A 14733-nucleotide genomic window follows, 5' to 3' on the forward strand; every position below is an offset into this window, starting at 1 on the left:
CGCCTTACTCGAACAGGTCCGGATTGTCGGCCTCGATCTGCGGCAGGTCGGCAAGGATGCCGTTCAGGTGGCTGCGCATGGCGGCCTCCGCCGCGTCGGCGTTGCGCGTGTCGATGGCGTCGATGATCGCCTCGTGCTCGGCGATCAGCCGGGTCATGGAATCGGGATGGCGGAGCTGGAGATTACAGACCCGGTCCATATGCGCCTTGATGTCCGATATGGCGCTCCAGGCGAGGCCGCAGCCCGCCCCCTCGGCAATCGCGATGTGGAATTGCTCGTCCTCGCGGCGGAAGGCATTGTGGTCGTGCGCCTCCATCGCCGCCTTCTGGCGGGAAAGGATCGTGTCGATCCTGCGCCGTGTCCAGCTGTCGAAAGTCTCGCTGGCGCGGCGGGCGACGGCGGTCTCCAGCGCTTCCCGCACGAAGCGCGCCTCCATCATCTGGCGCGCCGAGATGCGCACCACGACCGTGCCCCGGTTGGGGCGGATATCCACCAGCTTCGATTTCCCGAGCGCGATCAGCGCCTCGCGCACCGGCTGGCGCGAGACGCCCATGCGGGTTGCGATCTCCTGTTCGGAAAGCCGCATGCCGGGGGCGAGCTCCAGGCGGATGATCGATTCCCGCAGGTCGCGCTCGACCTGCGCCGCCGCGGTTTCGCCGGTGTCGATCTTGAGGGATTCAAGGTTCATCTCTTTTGCCGCCGTCATGCGTTGACATCCATTTGAAGCCACCATACAGTACCATACAATTCATGCGCAACAGAAATCCGGCGGCCTGACAGCCGGATCAACAGGGAGGGGCCGGCAACCATTGGCCGGCCGGAAGACGATATTGCTGTCCAATTTCATTGCACCCGATTCTCGTGACCCGCGGCTGAATATTAAATCCCGCTACCGGATGCTTGTCGATGGCAAGTCCGTCGATGCGGCATCCGGCAGGACGATCGACCGCGTGAGCCCCGGCCACGCGGGCGCAGTCGTCGGCACTTGGCCGGAGGCTTCGGCGGATGACGTGCGCCTCGCGATCGCGGCGGCCCGCCGGGCCTTCGATACCGGCCCGTGGCCGCGCATGTCGGGCGCCGAGCGCTCGCGCCTGATGTTCAAGGTGGCGGACCTTATCCTTGCGCATCAGGAGGAACTGGCGCTTGCCGAAAGCCTGGAGGTCGGCAAGCCGATCGCCCAGGCGCGCGGCGAGATCGGCTTCTGCGCGGACCTCTGGTCCTATGCGGCCGGGCAGGCGCGGGCGCTCGAAGGGCAGAGCCACAACAATATCGGCGATGACCGTCTCGGCCTTGTACTGCGCGAGCCGGTCGGCGTCGTCGGCATCATCACGCCCTGGAACTTCCCCTTCATCATCGCCTCCGAGCGCGTGCCGTGGGCCATCGGCGCCGGCTGCACGGTCGTGCTGAAGCCGTCGGAATTCACGTCCGGCACCTCGATCCGCATGGCGGAGCTGGCCCGGGAAGCCGGCATTCCCGACGGCGTCTTCAACGTCGTCACCGGCTATGGCGATCCGGCGGGACAGGTGCTGGCGGAAGACCCCGGCGTCGACATGGTCGCCTTCACCGGCTCCGTGCGCGTCGGCACCAGGCTCGGCGAGATCGCGGCGCGCAGCGTCAAGCGCGTTGGGCTGGAGCTCGGCGGCAAGGGTCCGCAGATCGTCTTTGCCGATGCGGATCTGGACGCTGCGGCCGACGGCATCGCCTATGGCGTCTATCACAATGCCGGCCAGTGCTGCATTTCCGGCAGCCGCCTGCTGGTCGAGGAAAGCATCCGCGACGCGCTGATGGAGCGACTGCTCGACATTTCCCGCAAGGTGACGTTCGGCGATCCGCTCAACGAGCGCACCAGGATCGGCGCGATGATCTCGGAGGCGCATGCGCAGAAGGTGCATTCCTATGTGGAGGCAGGCGTTGCCGCCGGCGCGGAACTGCTGCTCGGCGGCGAGAGGGTCGGCAGGGAGGCCGGGCTTTACTATGCGCCGACGGTCTTTGCCGGCGTCACGCCCGACATGTCGATTGCCCGCGAGGAGATCTTCGGGCCGGTGCTCTCGACGCTGACCTTCAGGACGGCGGACGAGGCGGTCGCGATGGCCAACGCCACGGAATTCGGCCTGTCGGCCTCCGTCTGGTCGACCAATCTCGAAAACGCCCTGCAGAGCATCCGCCGCATCCGCGCCGGCCGCTGCTGGATCAACAGCGTCATCGACGGCACGCCGGAACTGCCGATCGGCGGCTACAAGAAGAGCGGCCTCGGCCGCGAGCTCGGCCGCTACGGCTTCGACGAATATTCCCAGTTCAAGGGCGTGCACGTCACGCTCGGGCGCCCGGCGCCCTGGTTCTTATAATCCGCCGCATCCGTGGCGAGAGGAGGAAAATCTCGGCTGGCGTGATCTTTGGTCGGAGCCCGCCAGCCGAGACTTGGGTCTTTTGGACCCGCATTGCACATCCAAAGGGAGGATACGCAAATGAGATTGACCAGGTTGAAAGCCGCAGGCCTGGCCGCGGCTGCTGCCACCATGATGGCGACCACGGCGCTTGCCGCGGACGTCAAGGCCACGATGATCATCTACCTCGATCCGAGTGTCCAGTTCTTTAATCCCGTGGTGAAGGGTGCGCAAGACGCAGCCGCCCAGTTCGGCGTCGATCTCGACGTGCAATATGCCAACAACGATCCGGTGCGCCAGAACGACCTGATCGAGAGCGCGACGGCGAGCGGCGTCGACGGCATCGCCGTCGCGATCTCCTCGTCGGATGCCTTCGACGAGAGCATCTGCGCGGCGGTCAAGGCCGGCATCATCGTCATCGGCTTCAACAACGACGACCTCGACGGCGCCAAGGGCAATTGCCGCCAGGCCTATGTCGGCATGGACGAGTTCGCCTCGGGCTACGAGCTCGGCAACCGGATGATCAAGGAATTCGGCCTGAAGTCCGGCGACGTCGTCTTCAACCCGCGCGAAATTCCCGAGGCGAGCTTCGCCGTCGCCCGCGGCGGCGGCATCGAGAAGGCGATGACGGAGGCCGGCATCAAGGTGGAGACGGTGCGCGCGGGCCTCGATCCGGCCGAAGCCCAGAACATCATCGCCCAGTTCCTCATCGCCAATCCGAACGTCAAGGCGCTGTTCGGCACGGGGTCGGTCACCTCGACGGTCGGCGCGGGCGCCATCAAGGATGCCGGCGTCGATATCCCCTTCGGCGGCTTCGACCTTGCGGTCGAGATCGTCAACGCGGTGGAGTCCGGCGCGATGTTCGCGACCATGGACCAGCAGCCCTATCTCCAGGGCTACTACCCGATCGCGCAGATCGCGCTTGCCAAGAAGTACGGGCTGACCCCGACGGATGTCGATACGGGGCAGGGCGCCTTCCTCGACAAGTCGCGCATCAGCTCGGTCAAGCCGCTGATCGGCAGCTACCGCTAACCGGATGTCGCGGGAGCCTGCCGGCATGAGCCGGCGGGTTCCCCGTTCCTCAACGATCGAGTGCCAGACCGTGACACCCATCCTTGCCGACAGTGCCGCGCCCCGTTCGCGCACGCAAAGACAATCCCTTCTGAAGCAGATCATGGCGATGCCCGCCGGCGCGATCTTCCTCGTCTTCATGGCGTTGCAGATCGTCTGCATCGCCGGCGCGCTGATCTATCCGAACGAGTTCCGCTATCTCTCGCCGCAGAATCTGACGATCCTGATGAAGGCGATCCCCGTGCTCGGGTGCCTGGCGCTCGGCGCCGGCGTGCTGATGATCGCGGGCGAATTCGACCTTTCCATCGGCTCCGTCTACACCTTCACCGCCGTCCTGATGGCGAGCCTCGTCGGGGCCGGCGTCAGCGCCTTCGTCGCCGCCCCTCTCGGCATCGTCGTCGGCCTCATGATCGGGCTTTTGAACGGCCATATCACGCTGCGCTTCGGTTTGCCGTCCTTCATCGTGACGCTCGGCGGCCTCCTGTTCTGGCGCGGCGCGGTGTTGCTCTACAACGGCGCGGTGCAGGTGCGCTTCGATCCTGAGCCGATCTTCACCAGCCTGTTTTCCGGTACGCTCCTCGGCATCAACGCGGCCTTCATCTGGATCGTGCTCTTCGTCGTCGGCTTCCATTTCCTGCTCCACCGCCACCGCTTCGGCAACCATGTCTTCGCGACGGGCGGCAATCGCGGCGCGGCCGAGGCCATCGGCATCAATACCAACCGCGTCAAGCTGATCGCCTTCGCCATTGCCGGCGGCATGGCTGCGATGGCGGGCATCCTGGCGACGGCCCGCGTCGGAAGCGTGCAGCCGGGTCAGGGCGCCGGCCTCGAACTCCAGGCAATCGCCGCCTGCGTCATCGGCGGCCTGTCCCTGCGCGGCGGGCGCGGCTCGATCGTCGGCATCTTTCTCGGCGTGCTGCTGATCCACACCATCACCGACGTGCTTCTGCTGCTGCGCGCACCCGGTTTCTACCTCGACATGTTCATCGCGACGCTGATCGTGCTGGCCGCCATCTTCAACCATCTCATCGAGCGGCGAGGCGTTGCGTGATGTCCCATCTTCTCGAACTGCACAACATCTCGAAAAGCTTCGGCGCGCTGACGGCGCTGCGCGATCTCAGCTTCCATATATGCGAGGGGGAGGTGGTGGGCCTCCTCGGCGACAACGGCGCCGGCAAGTCGACGACGGTCAATCTCATCTCCGGCATTCACAAGCCGACGGATGGCTATCTCAGCGTGGACGGCAGGAAGACGCTCTTCACCTGCCGGTCGGATTCGGCAGATGCCGGCATCGAGACGATCTACCAGCACACCGCGCTGGTCGACAGCCTCTCCATCACCCGCAACATCTTCATGGGCCGCGAGCTGACGGACCGCTTCGGCTTCCTCCGGCAGGCCGAGATGCGCGCCATCGCCATGGAGGTTCTGCAGAACGCCGTGCACATTTCCGGTATCGACTCCCCCGATACGCTGGTCGGCAATCTTTCCGGTGGCCAGAAACAGGCCGTCGCCATCGCCCGCGCGGTCTATTTCAAGAAGCGCGTGCTGCTGCTCGACGAGCCGACCTCGGCGCTCTCCGTGCGCGAGACGGAGGCGCTGCTGAACCAGGTGCTGAAGCTGAAGGCGGAGAACGTTTCCAGCGTGCTGGTGACGCACAATATCTACCATGCCTACCAGGTCTGCGACCGTTTCGTGATCATGAGCCACGGCACCAAGGTCTTCGACGTCGCCAAGGCCGACACGACCATCAGCCAGCTCACCGACTACGTCGTGCTCACCTGATCCCCAATTTTGAAAGGCAGATGCCGTGACACTTTCCGTATCCGTACGCCAGGCCGTAGGGCCCGAGGACGCCGCAAGGCGCAACACACAGGGGCTGCGCGACGGCTTCGTCATAGAGGGCCTGTTCCGGCCCGGCGAGGTCAACCTCACCTACAGCCATCTCGACCGCATGATCGTCGGCGGCGTGGTCCCGACCGACAAGAGGCTCGAAATCGGCCATGTCGCCGAAACCGGCACGGACAGCTTCCTCGAGCGCCGCGAGGCCGCCGTCATCAATATCGGCGGCGCCGGCACGGTGAGCGTCGGCGGCAGGGACCATGCGCTCGGCTTCCAGGAGGCGATCTATATCGGCATGGGCGAGGGCGCGCTCGGCTTTGCCAGCGACGATCCGGCGGCGCCCGCGCTGTTCTACATCCTCAGCGCGCCGGCCCACCGGACCTGTCCGACGGTGCACATCACCCGCGAGATGGCAAGGAAGGTGCATCTCGGCTCGGCGGAGGAATCCAACCATCGCACCATCAACCAGTATGTCCATCCCGATGTCTGCGAGAGCTGCCAGCTTCTGGTCGGCCTCACCATGTTCGAGCCGGGCTCGGTCTGGAACACCATGCCGGCGCATGTGCATGACCGGCGCATGGAGGTCTATCTCTATTTCGGCATGGAGGCGGCGACGCGCATCTTCCACTTCATGGGCGAACCGGGCGAGACGCGGCATGTCGTCTTGAAGAACCACGAGGCGGTGCTGTCGCCGGGCTGGTCGATCCATTCCGGCGCTGGCACCGGGCGCTACGCCTTCATCTGGGCCATGGCCGGCGACAACATGAGCTTCACCGACATGGACAAGGTTCCGATGGACGCGCTGCGATGAGCCTTTTCGACCTTTCCGGCCGCTGGGCCATCGTCACGGGGGCCAATACCGGCATCGGCCGCGCCATCGCCGTCGGGCTCGCGGCGGCCGGTGCGGATATCGTCGGCGTCGGGCGCTCCGCCATGACGGACACCGAGGCGGAGGTGAGGGCGGCCGGCCGGCAGTTCAGGAGCGTGACTGTGGACCTTTCCAGACCGGGCAGCGCCGCTACCGTCATTTCCGACGCCTTGGCTGCCGGCGCGACGCCGGACATCCTCGTCAACAATGCCGGCATCATCCGCCGCGCGGATTCGCTCGATTTCACGGAGGAGGATTGGGATGCCGTGCTCGATACCAACCTGAAATCGGTCTTCTTCCTCTGCCAGGCCTTCGCCAGAGCTGCTATCACGGCGGGGCGGCCGGCGAAGATCGTCAATATCGCCTCGCTGCTGTCCTTCCAGGGCGGCATCCGGGTGCCGTCCTACGCGGCGGCCAAGAGCGGCCTTGCCGGCATAACCCGGCTTCTGGCAAACGAATGGGCGGCGCGCGGCATCAATGTGAATGCCATCGCCCCCGGCTATGTCGAGACGAACAACACGACGGCCCTGCGTGCCGATGCCGAGCGCAATGCCGATATCCTGAAGAGAATTCCCGCCGGCCGGTGGGCGCGGCCCGAAGACATGGCCGGCGCGGCGGTTTTCCTCGCAAGCCCGGCCTCCGATTACGTTCACGGCGCCATCCTGCCCGTCGATGGCGGCTGGCTTGCCCGATGAGAGGACTCATGCAGCCCTATACGCTACCCGAAGATACCGTCTGGACCGAAGTCGCCCCCGGCAACCGCCGCGCCGTGCTGAGCCACCGCCCGGAACTGATGCTCGTCGCATTCCGCTTCGAGGAGGGGGCTATCGGCGCCCTGCATTCGCATCCGCATACGCAGGTGAGCTATGTCGCCGAAGGCCACTTCGACGTGACCGTCGACGGCGTCACCACGCGGCTCGGCCCCGCAAGCAGCTTCATCGTCGCGCCGAACCTCGTGCATGGGGTTGTGGCGCTGACAGATGGCCTGCTGATCGACACCTTCACGCCATGCAGGCGTGATTTTCTCGCTGACCAAAATTGAGTGAGGCTGGTCCCCTTGCTTGGAGAAGGATAAGCGCGCTTCACCTAAACTTCAAAAGCCGGACAGTCGTCTGCGGCAAGGGTGCTGGTACCCCGACAAGGGTACCTTCACGCGCGCCTTGGATTTCTCGCTGTCCGGCGCGCGGTCGGAAGGGGCGGGTTGGATAAATTCAGGCCGGGGGGTGCCCCAGCGTAACATACGTCCCCGAGCCGTGACGTCTTTCGACCAGTCCGGCAAAGACCAGCATGCCGATGGCCTCGCGTATCGTTGCGCGGGAGACCGCATAACGGCCGCTGAGATCGAGTTCGTTGGGCAGCTTCTCGCCGGGCAGCCGGTGGCCGGTGAGGATTTCGGCGCGCAGCCGTGCCGCGACCTGGATATTCAGGGGCTGGCGTTCCAGGGGGGCGAGCCGATCGGCCGATGCGGCGAGGTCCGAGGGGTTGCGTTTCATGCCGCGCCGTTCTGCCCGACAGGATCGGCCGGCGTGAGCCGGACGGCATATCGGCGCGCCAGGACCGCGCCGACAAGTATCTGGATCTGGTTGTAAAGCATGATCGGGAGCACGATCATGCCGAAGCCGGACGTGCCTGCGAAGAGCACCTGGGCCAGCGGCAGGCCCGAGGCCAGACTTTTCTTGGAGCCGCAGAAAACGGCCGCGATCTCGTCCTCACGGGAGAAGCCGAGCAGGCGGGAGCCACAGGTCGTGAAGGCGACCACCGCGGCGAGCAGGATGGTGCACAGGACCACGGCCAGGCACAAACCGGCGGCCGGCAGAACCTGCCAAAGCCCTGCGGTCACGGATTTGGAGAACGCCGAATAGATGATGAGCACGATGACCGACTGATCGTAGTTCTCCAGCCAGTGTTTGCGGCTGGCGAGCAGAGGGCCGAGCCAGCGATGCGAAAGCTGTCCGAGACCAAAGGGCAGGAGCAATTCGAGAACGACGTCATGCAGCGCCTGGCCCAGGTCGATCGAGCCGGAAGAGCGCATGAAGATGGTCATGAGGAGCGGTGTGAGCAGCAATCCGAATACGTTGGAGCCGGCCGAGTTGCACACGGCGGCCGGCACATTGCCCTTCGCCATGGCCGTGTAGGCAATCGAAGAGGAAATCGCGGAAGGGAGCACGCCGACATAGATGAACCCGAGGAGAAGGTCCGGCGGGAATATGCCTTGCGGGAGGAGACGCAGCGGCTGGACGATGAGGGGAAAGATCAGGAACGTCGTGGCGAAGATGAAGGCGTGGAGCTGCCATTGCTTGAGGCCCGTCAGGATCGCCCTATGCGACAATGCGGCGCCATGGCCGAAGAAAAGCAGGGCGACGCCGATCGTTCCGAGCAGATCGACATTGTCAGCCCAGCGACCCGTCGCCGGGAAAATTGTCGCGACGATCACCGCAGCGATCATCAGGATGAGGAAGGGGTCCATGCGCATTTGCGATCCATAACTTTCCGAGACGTGTCTCATTCGACTTGTTGTCCTGGATTTCGTGTATTGATCTTGGGAAATGGTCTACAAATTGGTCCGGAAAGGATCGGCACGATGGCAGAGCGCAAGTCCGTCCATGAGGTTGAGCAGGAGCTGCGCGCCTTGCTGGAGCGTCACAATCTCGGCCCGCAGGACCGGCTTCCATCGGAGCGCGCCCTTGCGGACCTGTTCGGCTGTAGCCGGGAGACGGTTCGAAAGGCCCTGCGCCGGTTCGAGCGCGATGGCGTTCTCTGGCGCCATCAGGGACAGGGGACGTTTGTCGGCGGCGCGCCCGCAACCGTCGAACGCTCCCTGGATCGGGTGATCGATACCGTATCGAGTATGGATCTGATGGAGGCGCGGCTTGTTTACGAGCCGGCACTGGCGGCGGCAGCGGCACGGTCGGCGACGCCCGAAGACCTTGTCGTGCTGCGGCGTCTGGCGGCCGCGACTGGCGCGGCTCGCGACTGGCGGGAATACGAGACGCTCGACGATGCCTTTCACAAGGCCGTGGCGCGCGCCAGCGGCAACGCGCTTCTTGCGGCGATGCTGACGTCTCTGGCTTCCGTTCGCGGGCGCGCCGCATGGCAACGGCGCCACGATGCGATTTTCCGGGAGGCCCGCAAACGCGAATATGCGACCGCCCAGAGCGCGATGCACATGTCTGTCGTCACGGCGATCGAAGCGGGCGACAGCGTTCAGGCTCATGCGAGCATGAAGCTCCATCTGGAAGCCATCCGCCGGCTTCTGATCCTTTGCGAGCAGCCCGGCCGGGTCGTCCACCAAGACACCGCACCCTGAATTCGGCAGAGCCTGCGTCGTCGTCGCCCCTCGGATCGACCATCCGCTGCGTGGTCATTGCCAAGGGAATTGTCAAATCTCGGAAAAGGTGGCACGCCGAGACCGGCCCTTGAACTGAACATCTGGAAGAAGACGAGTCGTATATGTCCCAACGCTTCAGCGTCCTGGTACTGGGAGCCACGGGCTTTATCGGTTCCGTCATCGCTGGCAGGCTTCGCGAAGAAGGGCATGCCGTCACAGGGCTTGGCCGGCATCCCGATCGTGCGAGAAACCAGCATCCCGATATCCGGTGGTTGAAGGCTGACCTCAACGATCTCGGCCGGGCCGGGGATTGGGCGCCGCTCCTCCGGGATCAGGATATCGTTGTCAATTGCGCCGGGGCCCTGCAGGACGGCCTCCATGACGATCTCGCCGCCGCGCAGGAGCGAGCCATGCTGGCGCTGTACGAGGCCGCCAAGCAGGCGGGCCTCCGCCTCGTCATTCAGATTTCCGCCAACACGATGGATGCCGGCGCCGAGACGGCCTTCCTCAGCACCAAGCGCGCGGCCGACCGTGCGCTCGCTTCCAGCGGCGTGCCACATATCATCCTGCGCCCAGCCGTCGTCATCGGCCGCAATGCATTCGGCGGCACAGCGCTGTTGCGTTCGCTCTCCGCGCTGCCGGGACCGATCCCCCTTGCCTATGCCGATAGTCCCGTAGCCACCGTTTCGGTGGAGGACGTCGCAACCTGTGTCGCCAGAGCCGTTACCGGCATGATCTCCGCCGATGGCGATTACGATCTCGCGGCAGCGGAAGACATGAGCTTCCGCGATCTGGTGACGCTGCATCGTGCGTGGCTGGGGCTTCCGCCGGCCCGTATCCTGGCGCTTCCCGGCTTTCTTGTCGGACCGGTCAGCGCGCTTGCCGATCTGGCGGGCAAGCTCGGCTGGCGGTCTGCGATGCGGTCGACCGCGATAGCCGTGATGGCTGGCGGCGTATCGTCGGGGCGTCAGGGTGCCGTGCCGGCCGGCGTGACTTTCATGAAGGCATCGCAGGCCCTCGCGCGCCATCCTGCGGGTGTGCAGGACCTTTGGTTCGCGCGGCTCTACCTGTTCAAGCCGCTGATCGTGGTGGTATTGTCGATCTTCTGGATGCTGTCCGGGCTGATCCCGCTTTTCGACCCCGCAAGCGCGGCCTCTTTCTTGCGGCCATTCATGCCCGTCGCTGCCGTCTGGTTCATGACTTTCGCCACGTGCGCCGTCGATATCGCGCTGGGGCTTGCCGTTCTCTATCGACCATGGACGCGCCGCGCCCTGCTCGGCATGCTTATCGTCTCTGCGGCCTATCTTGCCGGTGGAACGATCCTCACGCCGGGCCTCTGGCTCGACCCGCTCGGCCCGTTCGTGAAGGTTCTTCCCTCCATGGTCCTTGCGGGTATCGCCATCGCGATATTGGAGGAGCGCTGATGCCGGAATGGGTGGATATCCTGCGGCTGCTGCATGTCGTCGGCGCGACCGTTCTGTTCGGCACGGGCGCGGGCATCGCCTTCTTCATGGTCATGGCTCATCGGACCCGTAATTCCTCCCTCATCGCGCATGTCGCGGGAACGGTCGTCGTCGCCGATACGCTTTTCACCGCCACAGCCGTCGTCCTCCAGCCGGTCACGGGATACTTGCTCGCCCGAGAGATCGGATGGTCGCTCACCGAAGGCTGGATCGCCCTGTCGCTTCTTCTCTATGTTCTGACCGGCCTGTTCTGGCTGCCGGTTGTGGCCATTCAAATCAGGCTCAGAAACCTCGCCCACGTTGCCGCGATCAACAACGAGGTACTTCCGCCAGCCTACTTCCGTCTCTATCGCATCTGGTTTCTGTGCGGTTTTCCGGCGTTCTTCGCGGTTATCGGCATTCTCTGGCTCATGCTCGTGAAACCGTCTTTTGCGTTCTTCTGACGTGTCTCGAGCGTCCGTTGTTGAAACCGAACGACGGAATGGCCTGACGGGAGCGACGGATGATCAGCCGGCCATATCCTTGTCGACGCGGGAGCTGTCAAAGCAGCGTTGATGGGCGATGGCAGCAACGCCGATGGCGCATTCGTAGGGTTCGAGACTGAACAGGCGAACCTCCGGCGCCGGCAGGCCGGGAACGATGCCGGCGGCGACATCCCGGCGGAGGCCCTCGATGATGAGGGAGAGTACCGGGCCCAGCGCGCCGCCGAGGAAGACCGTCGAAGGATTGAAGATATTGGCCAGGCTGACGATAGCCAGCGAAAGCCATCCCGCAAGATCGGCCACGGACGCAATCGCCGTGGGATCGCCGGAATTGAAACGGTCGGCCACTTCCGCCGAAAGCGCCTCGAATTGCGCCTCTTCGAGACTGTCTGTCCCCAGATAGGACCGCGCCAGCGCGTCGAGCCCGACATGGCTTTCAAGGCAACCGCGGTGTCCGCAGCTGCAAACGGCGCCATCGCGGGCGATACGCATGTGGCCGAGCTCGCCAGTGGCGCCGCTCGCGCCGCGCAGGAGCCGGCCGTTCATCACCGCCGCCCCGCCGCATCCCCGGCCGATCACGAGAAAGACGGAGCAGCCGGTCTGGAGTTCCGGCATGGTGTAGACGGAACCGAACGCCGCGGCGCCGGCGTCGTTTTCCACGAAACAGGGCCGGCCGACGGCGGCTTGCAGGGGTGTCAGGAGATCGACTTCCTTCCAGCCAAGGATCGGCAGATTGATGACAAAACCTTCCAGATTGACCACGCCGGGTACCGTGACGCCGACGCTCTGAACGCGGCCGGCATAACGAAGATCGCGCTCCAGCATGGCCACATGCGCGGCGATCGCGTCGACGACCTCTTCCGGCGTGATCGTGCGGCTGACATGCACATCGGACGTGGCGACGCTGTTTGCCGTCAGGTCGATAAGGGCATAGCGCAGAATGCCGACGCCGATCTCGACGCCGAGGAAATAGATCGCACTCGGGTTGAGCGCGAGTGCCACGCCCGGCCGCCCGGCATCGCGTGCTGCCCCCGGCGTCTTTTCTTCAGGCTGCACCTCGCGCACCAGTCCGCGCAGAGCGAGACCGTTGACGAGGCGCGTCACCGAGGCCGGTGTCACCTCGAGATGACGGGCGATATCGGCCCGGCTCGCCGACCCGCCCAGCCGCAGGAAACGAAGGATCTGCCGCTCGTTGATTTCCTTGGCAAGGGTCTGGTCTGCCATGTCGAAATCCCCCGCCTTTCCGCATGCGATGTCTGGAGTCATTGCGTTTATTACTTTTATAAAAAAATGTCATTTTGTTTCGGGCAAATTCACGGCCCACGATTTGCCGTCCACGAGAAAAATTCACGAAAATCGGGCCTTGAGTCCATTATGTCAGCCTTATTGACGCAATTCGCCCGCGGGAGCGCAAAAACATTCCTCGTTGACAAAGGTAAATGCGTTCTATTTCTTACTTTAAGAAAGATATTTATCCAGGCTCAGGGAGGAGGTTGGATGAGCAAGCTTGCCAGTCTCGAAAACATTGTCATGGAATTTGGCGCCATCCGCGCGCTCGACGGCGTGTCGATCGATATCAACCGTGGCGAAGTGCTCGGCTTGATGGGTGACAACGGCGCGGGCAAGTCGACGCTGGTGAAAACCATCGCCGGAAACTTCCAGCCGACCTCCGGCCGCTACGTCTTCGAGGACCAGGATGTCAGTTTCTCCGGCCCGGCCGATGCCCGCCGGCACGGCATCGAGGTCGTCTACCAGGATCTCGCGCTCTGCAACAACCTGACGGCCGCAGCCAATGTCTTCCTCGGCCGCGAGCCGATGCGGCAGGTCGGACCGTTCCGGGTGCTCGACAAGAGGCTGATGAACACGCGGTCCGCCGAAATCTTCCGCGAGCTGAAATCCGAGACGCGGCCGGCCGATCTCGTCGATCGCATGTCCGGCGGCCAGCGGCAGGCCGTGGCGATCGCCCGCACGCGCCTTTCCAACTCCAAGCTGGTGCTGATGGACGAGCCGACCGCGGCCATCAGCGTGCGGCAGGTGGCCGAGGTGCTGGCGCTGATCCGGCGGATGAAGGAGCAGGGCCTCTCGGTTATCCTTATCAGCCACCGCATGCCCGATGTCTTCGACGTCTGCGATCGTGTCGTGGTCATGCGGCGCGGCCGCAAGGTCGCCGACAAGCCGATAAACCAGTCCAGCCCGGAGGAGGTCACCGGCCTCATCACCGGCGCCATCCACGCCGCCTGAGAGGGGAGGAAACCATGTCCCAGCAAGACGTCCCCGACATGAACATCGACCTCCTGAAGCGCCATGACCGATCGCTTCTGCGCCGGCTGATGCTCACGCAGGAAATGTGGATCGCGATTGCCATTGTCGTACTTGGCCTTGCCGTCTCGATGATCTCCGGCAAGTTCGCCACGTCCGGCAACCTCTTGAACGTGCTGCAGAATGCCTGCTTCATCGGCCTGATGGCGCTCGGCATGACACCGGTGCTGATCAGCGGCGGGATCGACATTTCCGTCGGCTCGATCCTCGGGCTCAGCGGCGTGACGCTCGGCGTCCTGCTGAATGCCGGCGCGCCCTTGCCGGTCGGCATCGCCGGGACGCTTGCCGTCGGCCTCGTCTTCGGCGGGCTCAACGGCGCCGTCATCACGTTCGCCAAGCTGCCACCGTTTATCGTGACACTGGCGACCCTGTCGATCGGGCGCAGCCTTGCGCTCGTCATCAGCGACAATCAGGTGTTTTACGAGTTCGGCACGGCGACGGAATCGATCCTGGCGCTCGGCGGCGGCTACACGCTCGGCGTTCCCAATGTCGTCTATGCGCTCGTGGTCTTCGTCATCGTGCTGCATTGCCTTCTGACCATGACGCGCTGGGGCCGCTACATCTTCGCTATCGGCGGCAACGAGAGCGCTGCGCGTCTCGCGGGCATCTCGGTCGATGCCATCAAGGTCTCGGCCTATGCCTTCAGTGGCCTGATGGCCGCCGTCAGCGCGATCTTCCTCGTCGGCTGGCTCGGCGCCGTCACGAACGCCATCGGCACGGGCTACGAATTGCAGACCATCGCCTCGACGGTCATCGGCGGCGCGTCCCTGACCGGTGGTTTCGGCACGGCGCTTGGTGCCGCGATCGGCTCGATCCTGATCGAGGTGATCCGCAACGCGCTGCTGATAGCCGGCGTCAATCCGTTCTGGCAGGGCACGTTCGTCGGCGGCTTCATCCTCGCCGCGGTGCTCCTCGAACGCATCCGGTCGCTGCGCCGCTGACGGCCGCGCCCGCATAAGGTCAGGGCGCGGGGGAGGAG

General features: G+C 64.6%; 16 protein-coding genes. 12 read left to right on the top strand and 4 right to left on the bottom strand.

Annotated features, from left to right (window positions below; genetic code table 11):
* Positions 1 to 4 precede the first annotated feature (4 nt).
* Positions 5 to 706, bottom strand: a complete 702-nt coding sequence (locus ACZ48C_RS17755; RefSeq protein WP_464783490.1) for a GntR family transcriptional regulator — start codon at positions 704 to 706, stop codon at positions 5 to 7.
* A 124-nt stretch (positions 707 to 830) separates the two neighbouring features.
* Here ACZ48C_RS17755 and ACZ48C_RS17760 point away from each other — a divergent pair, with 124 nt between their 5' ends.
* The 7 genes from ACZ48C_RS17760 to ACZ48C_RS17790 all read left to right on the top strand — a co-directional run bounded on the left by ACZ48C_RS17760 (position 831) and on the right by ACZ48C_RS17790 (position 7204).
* The gene (locus ACZ48C_RS17760) at positions 831 to 2345 is read left to right on the top strand and encodes an aldehyde dehydrogenase family protein (RefSeq protein ID WP_454633605.1); all 1515 of its coding nucleotides are present in this window, start codon (positions 831 to 833) and stop codon (positions 2343 to 2345) included.
* 120 nt (positions 2346 to 2465) lie between these two features.
* The gene (locus ACZ48C_RS17765) at positions 2466 to 3416 is read left to right on the top strand and encodes a sugar ABC transporter substrate-binding protein (protein ID WP_318914024.1); all 951 of its coding nucleotides are present in this window, start codon (positions 2466 to 2468) and stop codon (positions 3414 to 3416) included.
* A gap of 70 nt (positions 3417 to 3486) precedes the next feature.
* Positions 3487 to 4506, top strand: coding sequence for an ABC transporter permease (locus ACZ48C_RS17770; protein ID WP_313196413.1), 1020 nt, complete (start codon positions 3487 to 3489; stop codon positions 4504 to 4506).
* The gene (locus ACZ48C_RS17775) at positions 4506 to 5237 is read left to right on the top strand and encodes an ATP-binding cassette domain-containing protein (protein ID WP_464783491.1); all 732 of its coding nucleotides are present in this window, start codon (positions 4506 to 4508) and stop codon (positions 5235 to 5237) included. The genes ACZ48C_RS17770 and ACZ48C_RS17775 overlap by 1 nt, the downstream gene beginning before the upstream one ends.
* A 25-nt stretch (positions 5238 to 5262) precedes the next feature.
* A complete protein-coding gene (gene kduI, locus ACZ48C_RS17780) occupies positions 5263 to 6105 on the top strand; it encodes a 5-dehydro-4-deoxy-D-glucuronate isomerase (protein WP_464783492.1) in 843 nt (280 codons plus the stop codon).
* Positions 6102 to 6857 carry a 2-dehydro-3-deoxy-D-gluconate 5-dehydrogenase KduD gene (kduD, locus tag ACZ48C_RS17785; protein ID WP_464783493.1) on the top strand — a complete coding sequence of 252 codons (756 nt, stop codon included), beginning with the start codon at positions 6102 to 6104 and terminating at the stop codon, positions 6855 to 6857. Before kduI ends, kduD begins: the two co-directional genes overlap by 4 nt.
* Before the next feature lie 8 nt (positions 6858 to 6865).
* Positions 6866 to 7204 carry a cupin domain-containing protein gene (locus ACZ48C_RS17790; RefSeq protein WP_119254848.1) on the top strand — a complete coding sequence of 113 codons (339 nt, stop codon included), beginning with the start codon at positions 6866 to 6868 and terminating at the stop codon, positions 7202 to 7204.
* 169 nt (positions 7205 to 7373) lie between these two features.
* Here the strand turns inward: ACZ48C_RS17790 and ACZ48C_RS17795 are convergent, their stop codons facing one another.
* Both ACZ48C_RS17795 and ACZ48C_RS17800 read right to left on the bottom strand, forming a co-directional pair.
* Positions 7374 to 7655, bottom strand: a complete 282-nt coding sequence (locus ACZ48C_RS17795) for a GntR family transcriptional regulator (RefSeq protein ID WP_119254849.1) — start codon at positions 7653 to 7655, stop codon at positions 7374 to 7376.
* On the bottom strand, positions 7652 to 8635 hold the full coding sequence (locus tag ACZ48C_RS17800) for a bile acid:sodium symporter family protein (RefSeq protein ID WP_464783494.1): 984 nt from the start codon (positions 8633 to 8635) through the stop codon (positions 7652 to 7654). The genes ACZ48C_RS17795 and ACZ48C_RS17800 overlap by 4 nt, the downstream gene beginning before the upstream one ends.
* Positions 8636 to 8743: 108 nt before the next feature.
* Between ACZ48C_RS17800 and ACZ48C_RS17805 the strand changes: the two genes are divergently transcribed.
* The 3 genes from ACZ48C_RS17805 to ACZ48C_RS17815 all read left to right on the top strand — a co-directional run bounded on the left by ACZ48C_RS17805 (position 8744) and on the right by ACZ48C_RS17815 (position 11396).
* The gene (locus ACZ48C_RS17805) at positions 8744 to 9469 is read left to right on the top strand and encodes a FadR/GntR family transcriptional regulator (RefSeq protein ID WP_464783495.1); all 726 of its coding nucleotides are present in this window, start codon (positions 8744 to 8746) and stop codon (positions 9467 to 9469) included.
* A gap of 143 nt (positions 9470 to 9612) precedes the next feature.
* A complete protein-coding gene (locus ACZ48C_RS17810; protein WP_464783496.1) occupies positions 9613 to 10914 on the top strand; it encodes an SDR family oxidoreductase in 1302 nt (433 codons plus the stop codon).
* Complete coding sequence (locus tag ACZ48C_RS17815; RefSeq protein WP_464783497.1) at positions 10914 to 11396, top strand: DUF2269 family protein; 483 nt, start codon at positions 10914 to 10916, stop codon at positions 11394 to 11396. Before ACZ48C_RS17810 ends, ACZ48C_RS17815 begins: the two co-directional genes overlap by 1 nt.
* Before the next feature lie 63 nt (positions 11397 to 11459).
* Here the strand turns inward: ACZ48C_RS17815 and ACZ48C_RS17820 are convergent, their stop codons facing one another.
* On the bottom strand, positions 11460 to 12659 hold the full coding sequence (locus ACZ48C_RS17820) for an ROK family transcriptional regulator (RefSeq protein WP_318914038.1): 1200 nt from the start codon (positions 12657 to 12659) through the stop codon (positions 11460 to 11462).
* 273 nt (positions 12660 to 12932) lie between these two features.
* On the opposite strand from ACZ48C_RS17820, the gene ACZ48C_RS17825 reads away from it, so the two are divergent.
* Together ACZ48C_RS17825 and ACZ48C_RS17830 are read left to right on the top strand one after the other, a co-directional pair.
* Positions 12933 to 13676: an ATP-binding cassette domain-containing protein gene (locus ACZ48C_RS17825; RefSeq protein WP_464783498.1), complete on the top strand. Its 744-nt coding sequence runs from the start codon at positions 12933 to 12935 to the stop codon at positions 13674 to 13676.
* A gap of 38 nt (positions 13677 to 13714) precedes the next feature.
* Positions 13715 to 14695, top strand: a complete 981-nt coding sequence (locus ACZ48C_RS17830) for an ABC transporter permease (RefSeq protein WP_119254976.1) — start codon at positions 13715 to 13717, stop codon at positions 14693 to 14695.
* Positions 14696 to 14733: the final 38 nt, after the last annotated feature.

It is taken from the genome of Shinella sp. 1A1 (assembly GCF_055379515.1).

Bases quoted from the DNA above. Each gene is read 5' to 3' on its own strand.
- ACZ48C_RS17765 (WP_318914024.1), top strand. From the start codon at position 2,466: ATGAGATTGACCAGGTTGAAAGCCGCAGGCCTGGCCGCGGCTGCTGCC.
- ACZ48C_RS17790 (WP_119254848.1), top strand. From the start codon at position 6,866: ATGCAGCCCTATACGCTACCCGAAGATACCGTCTGGACCGAAGTCGCC.
- ACZ48C_RS17810 (WP_464783496.1), top strand. From the start codon at position 9,613: ATGTCCCAACGCTTCAGCGTCCTGGTACTGGGAGCCACGGGCTTTATC.
- ACZ48C_RS17805 (WP_464783495.1), top strand. From the start codon at position 8,744: ATGGCAGAGCGCAAGTCCGTCCATGAGGTTGAGCAGGAGCTGCGCGCC.
- ACZ48C_RS17830 (WP_119254976.1), top strand. From the start codon at position 13,715: ATGAACATCGACCTCCTGAAGCGCCATGACCGATCGCTTCTGCGCCGG.
- ACZ48C_RS17820 (WP_318914038.1), bottom strand. From the start codon at position 12,659: ATGGCAGACCAGACCCTTGCCAAGGAAATCAACGAGCGGCAGATCCTT.
- ACZ48C_RS17815 (WP_464783497.1), top strand. From the start codon at position 10,914: ATGCCGGAATGGGTGGATATCCTGCGGCTGCTGCATGTCGTCGGCGCG.
- ACZ48C_RS17755 (WP_464783490.1), bottom strand. From the start codon at position 706: ATGACGGCGGCAAAAGAGATGAACCTTGAATCCCTCAAGATCGACACC.
- ACZ48C_RS17775 (WP_464783491.1), top strand. From the start codon at position 4,506: ATGTCCCATCTTCTCGAACTGCACAACATCTCGAAAAGCTTCGGCGCG.
- kduD (WP_464783493.1), top strand. From the start codon at position 6,102: ATGAGCCTTTTCGACCTTTCCGGCCGCTGGGCCATCGTCACGGGGGCC.
- ACZ48C_RS17825 (WP_464783498.1), top strand. From the start codon at position 12,933: ATGAGCAAGCTTGCCAGTCTCGAAAACATTGTCATGGAATTTGGCGCC.
- ACZ48C_RS17795 (WP_119254849.1), bottom strand. From the start codon at position 7,655: ATGAAACGCAACCCCTCGGACCTCGCCGCATCGGCCGATCGGCTCGCC.
- ACZ48C_RS17800 (WP_464783494.1), bottom strand. From the start codon at position 8,635: ATGCGCATGGACCCCTTCCTCATCCTGATGATCGCTGCGGTGATCGTC.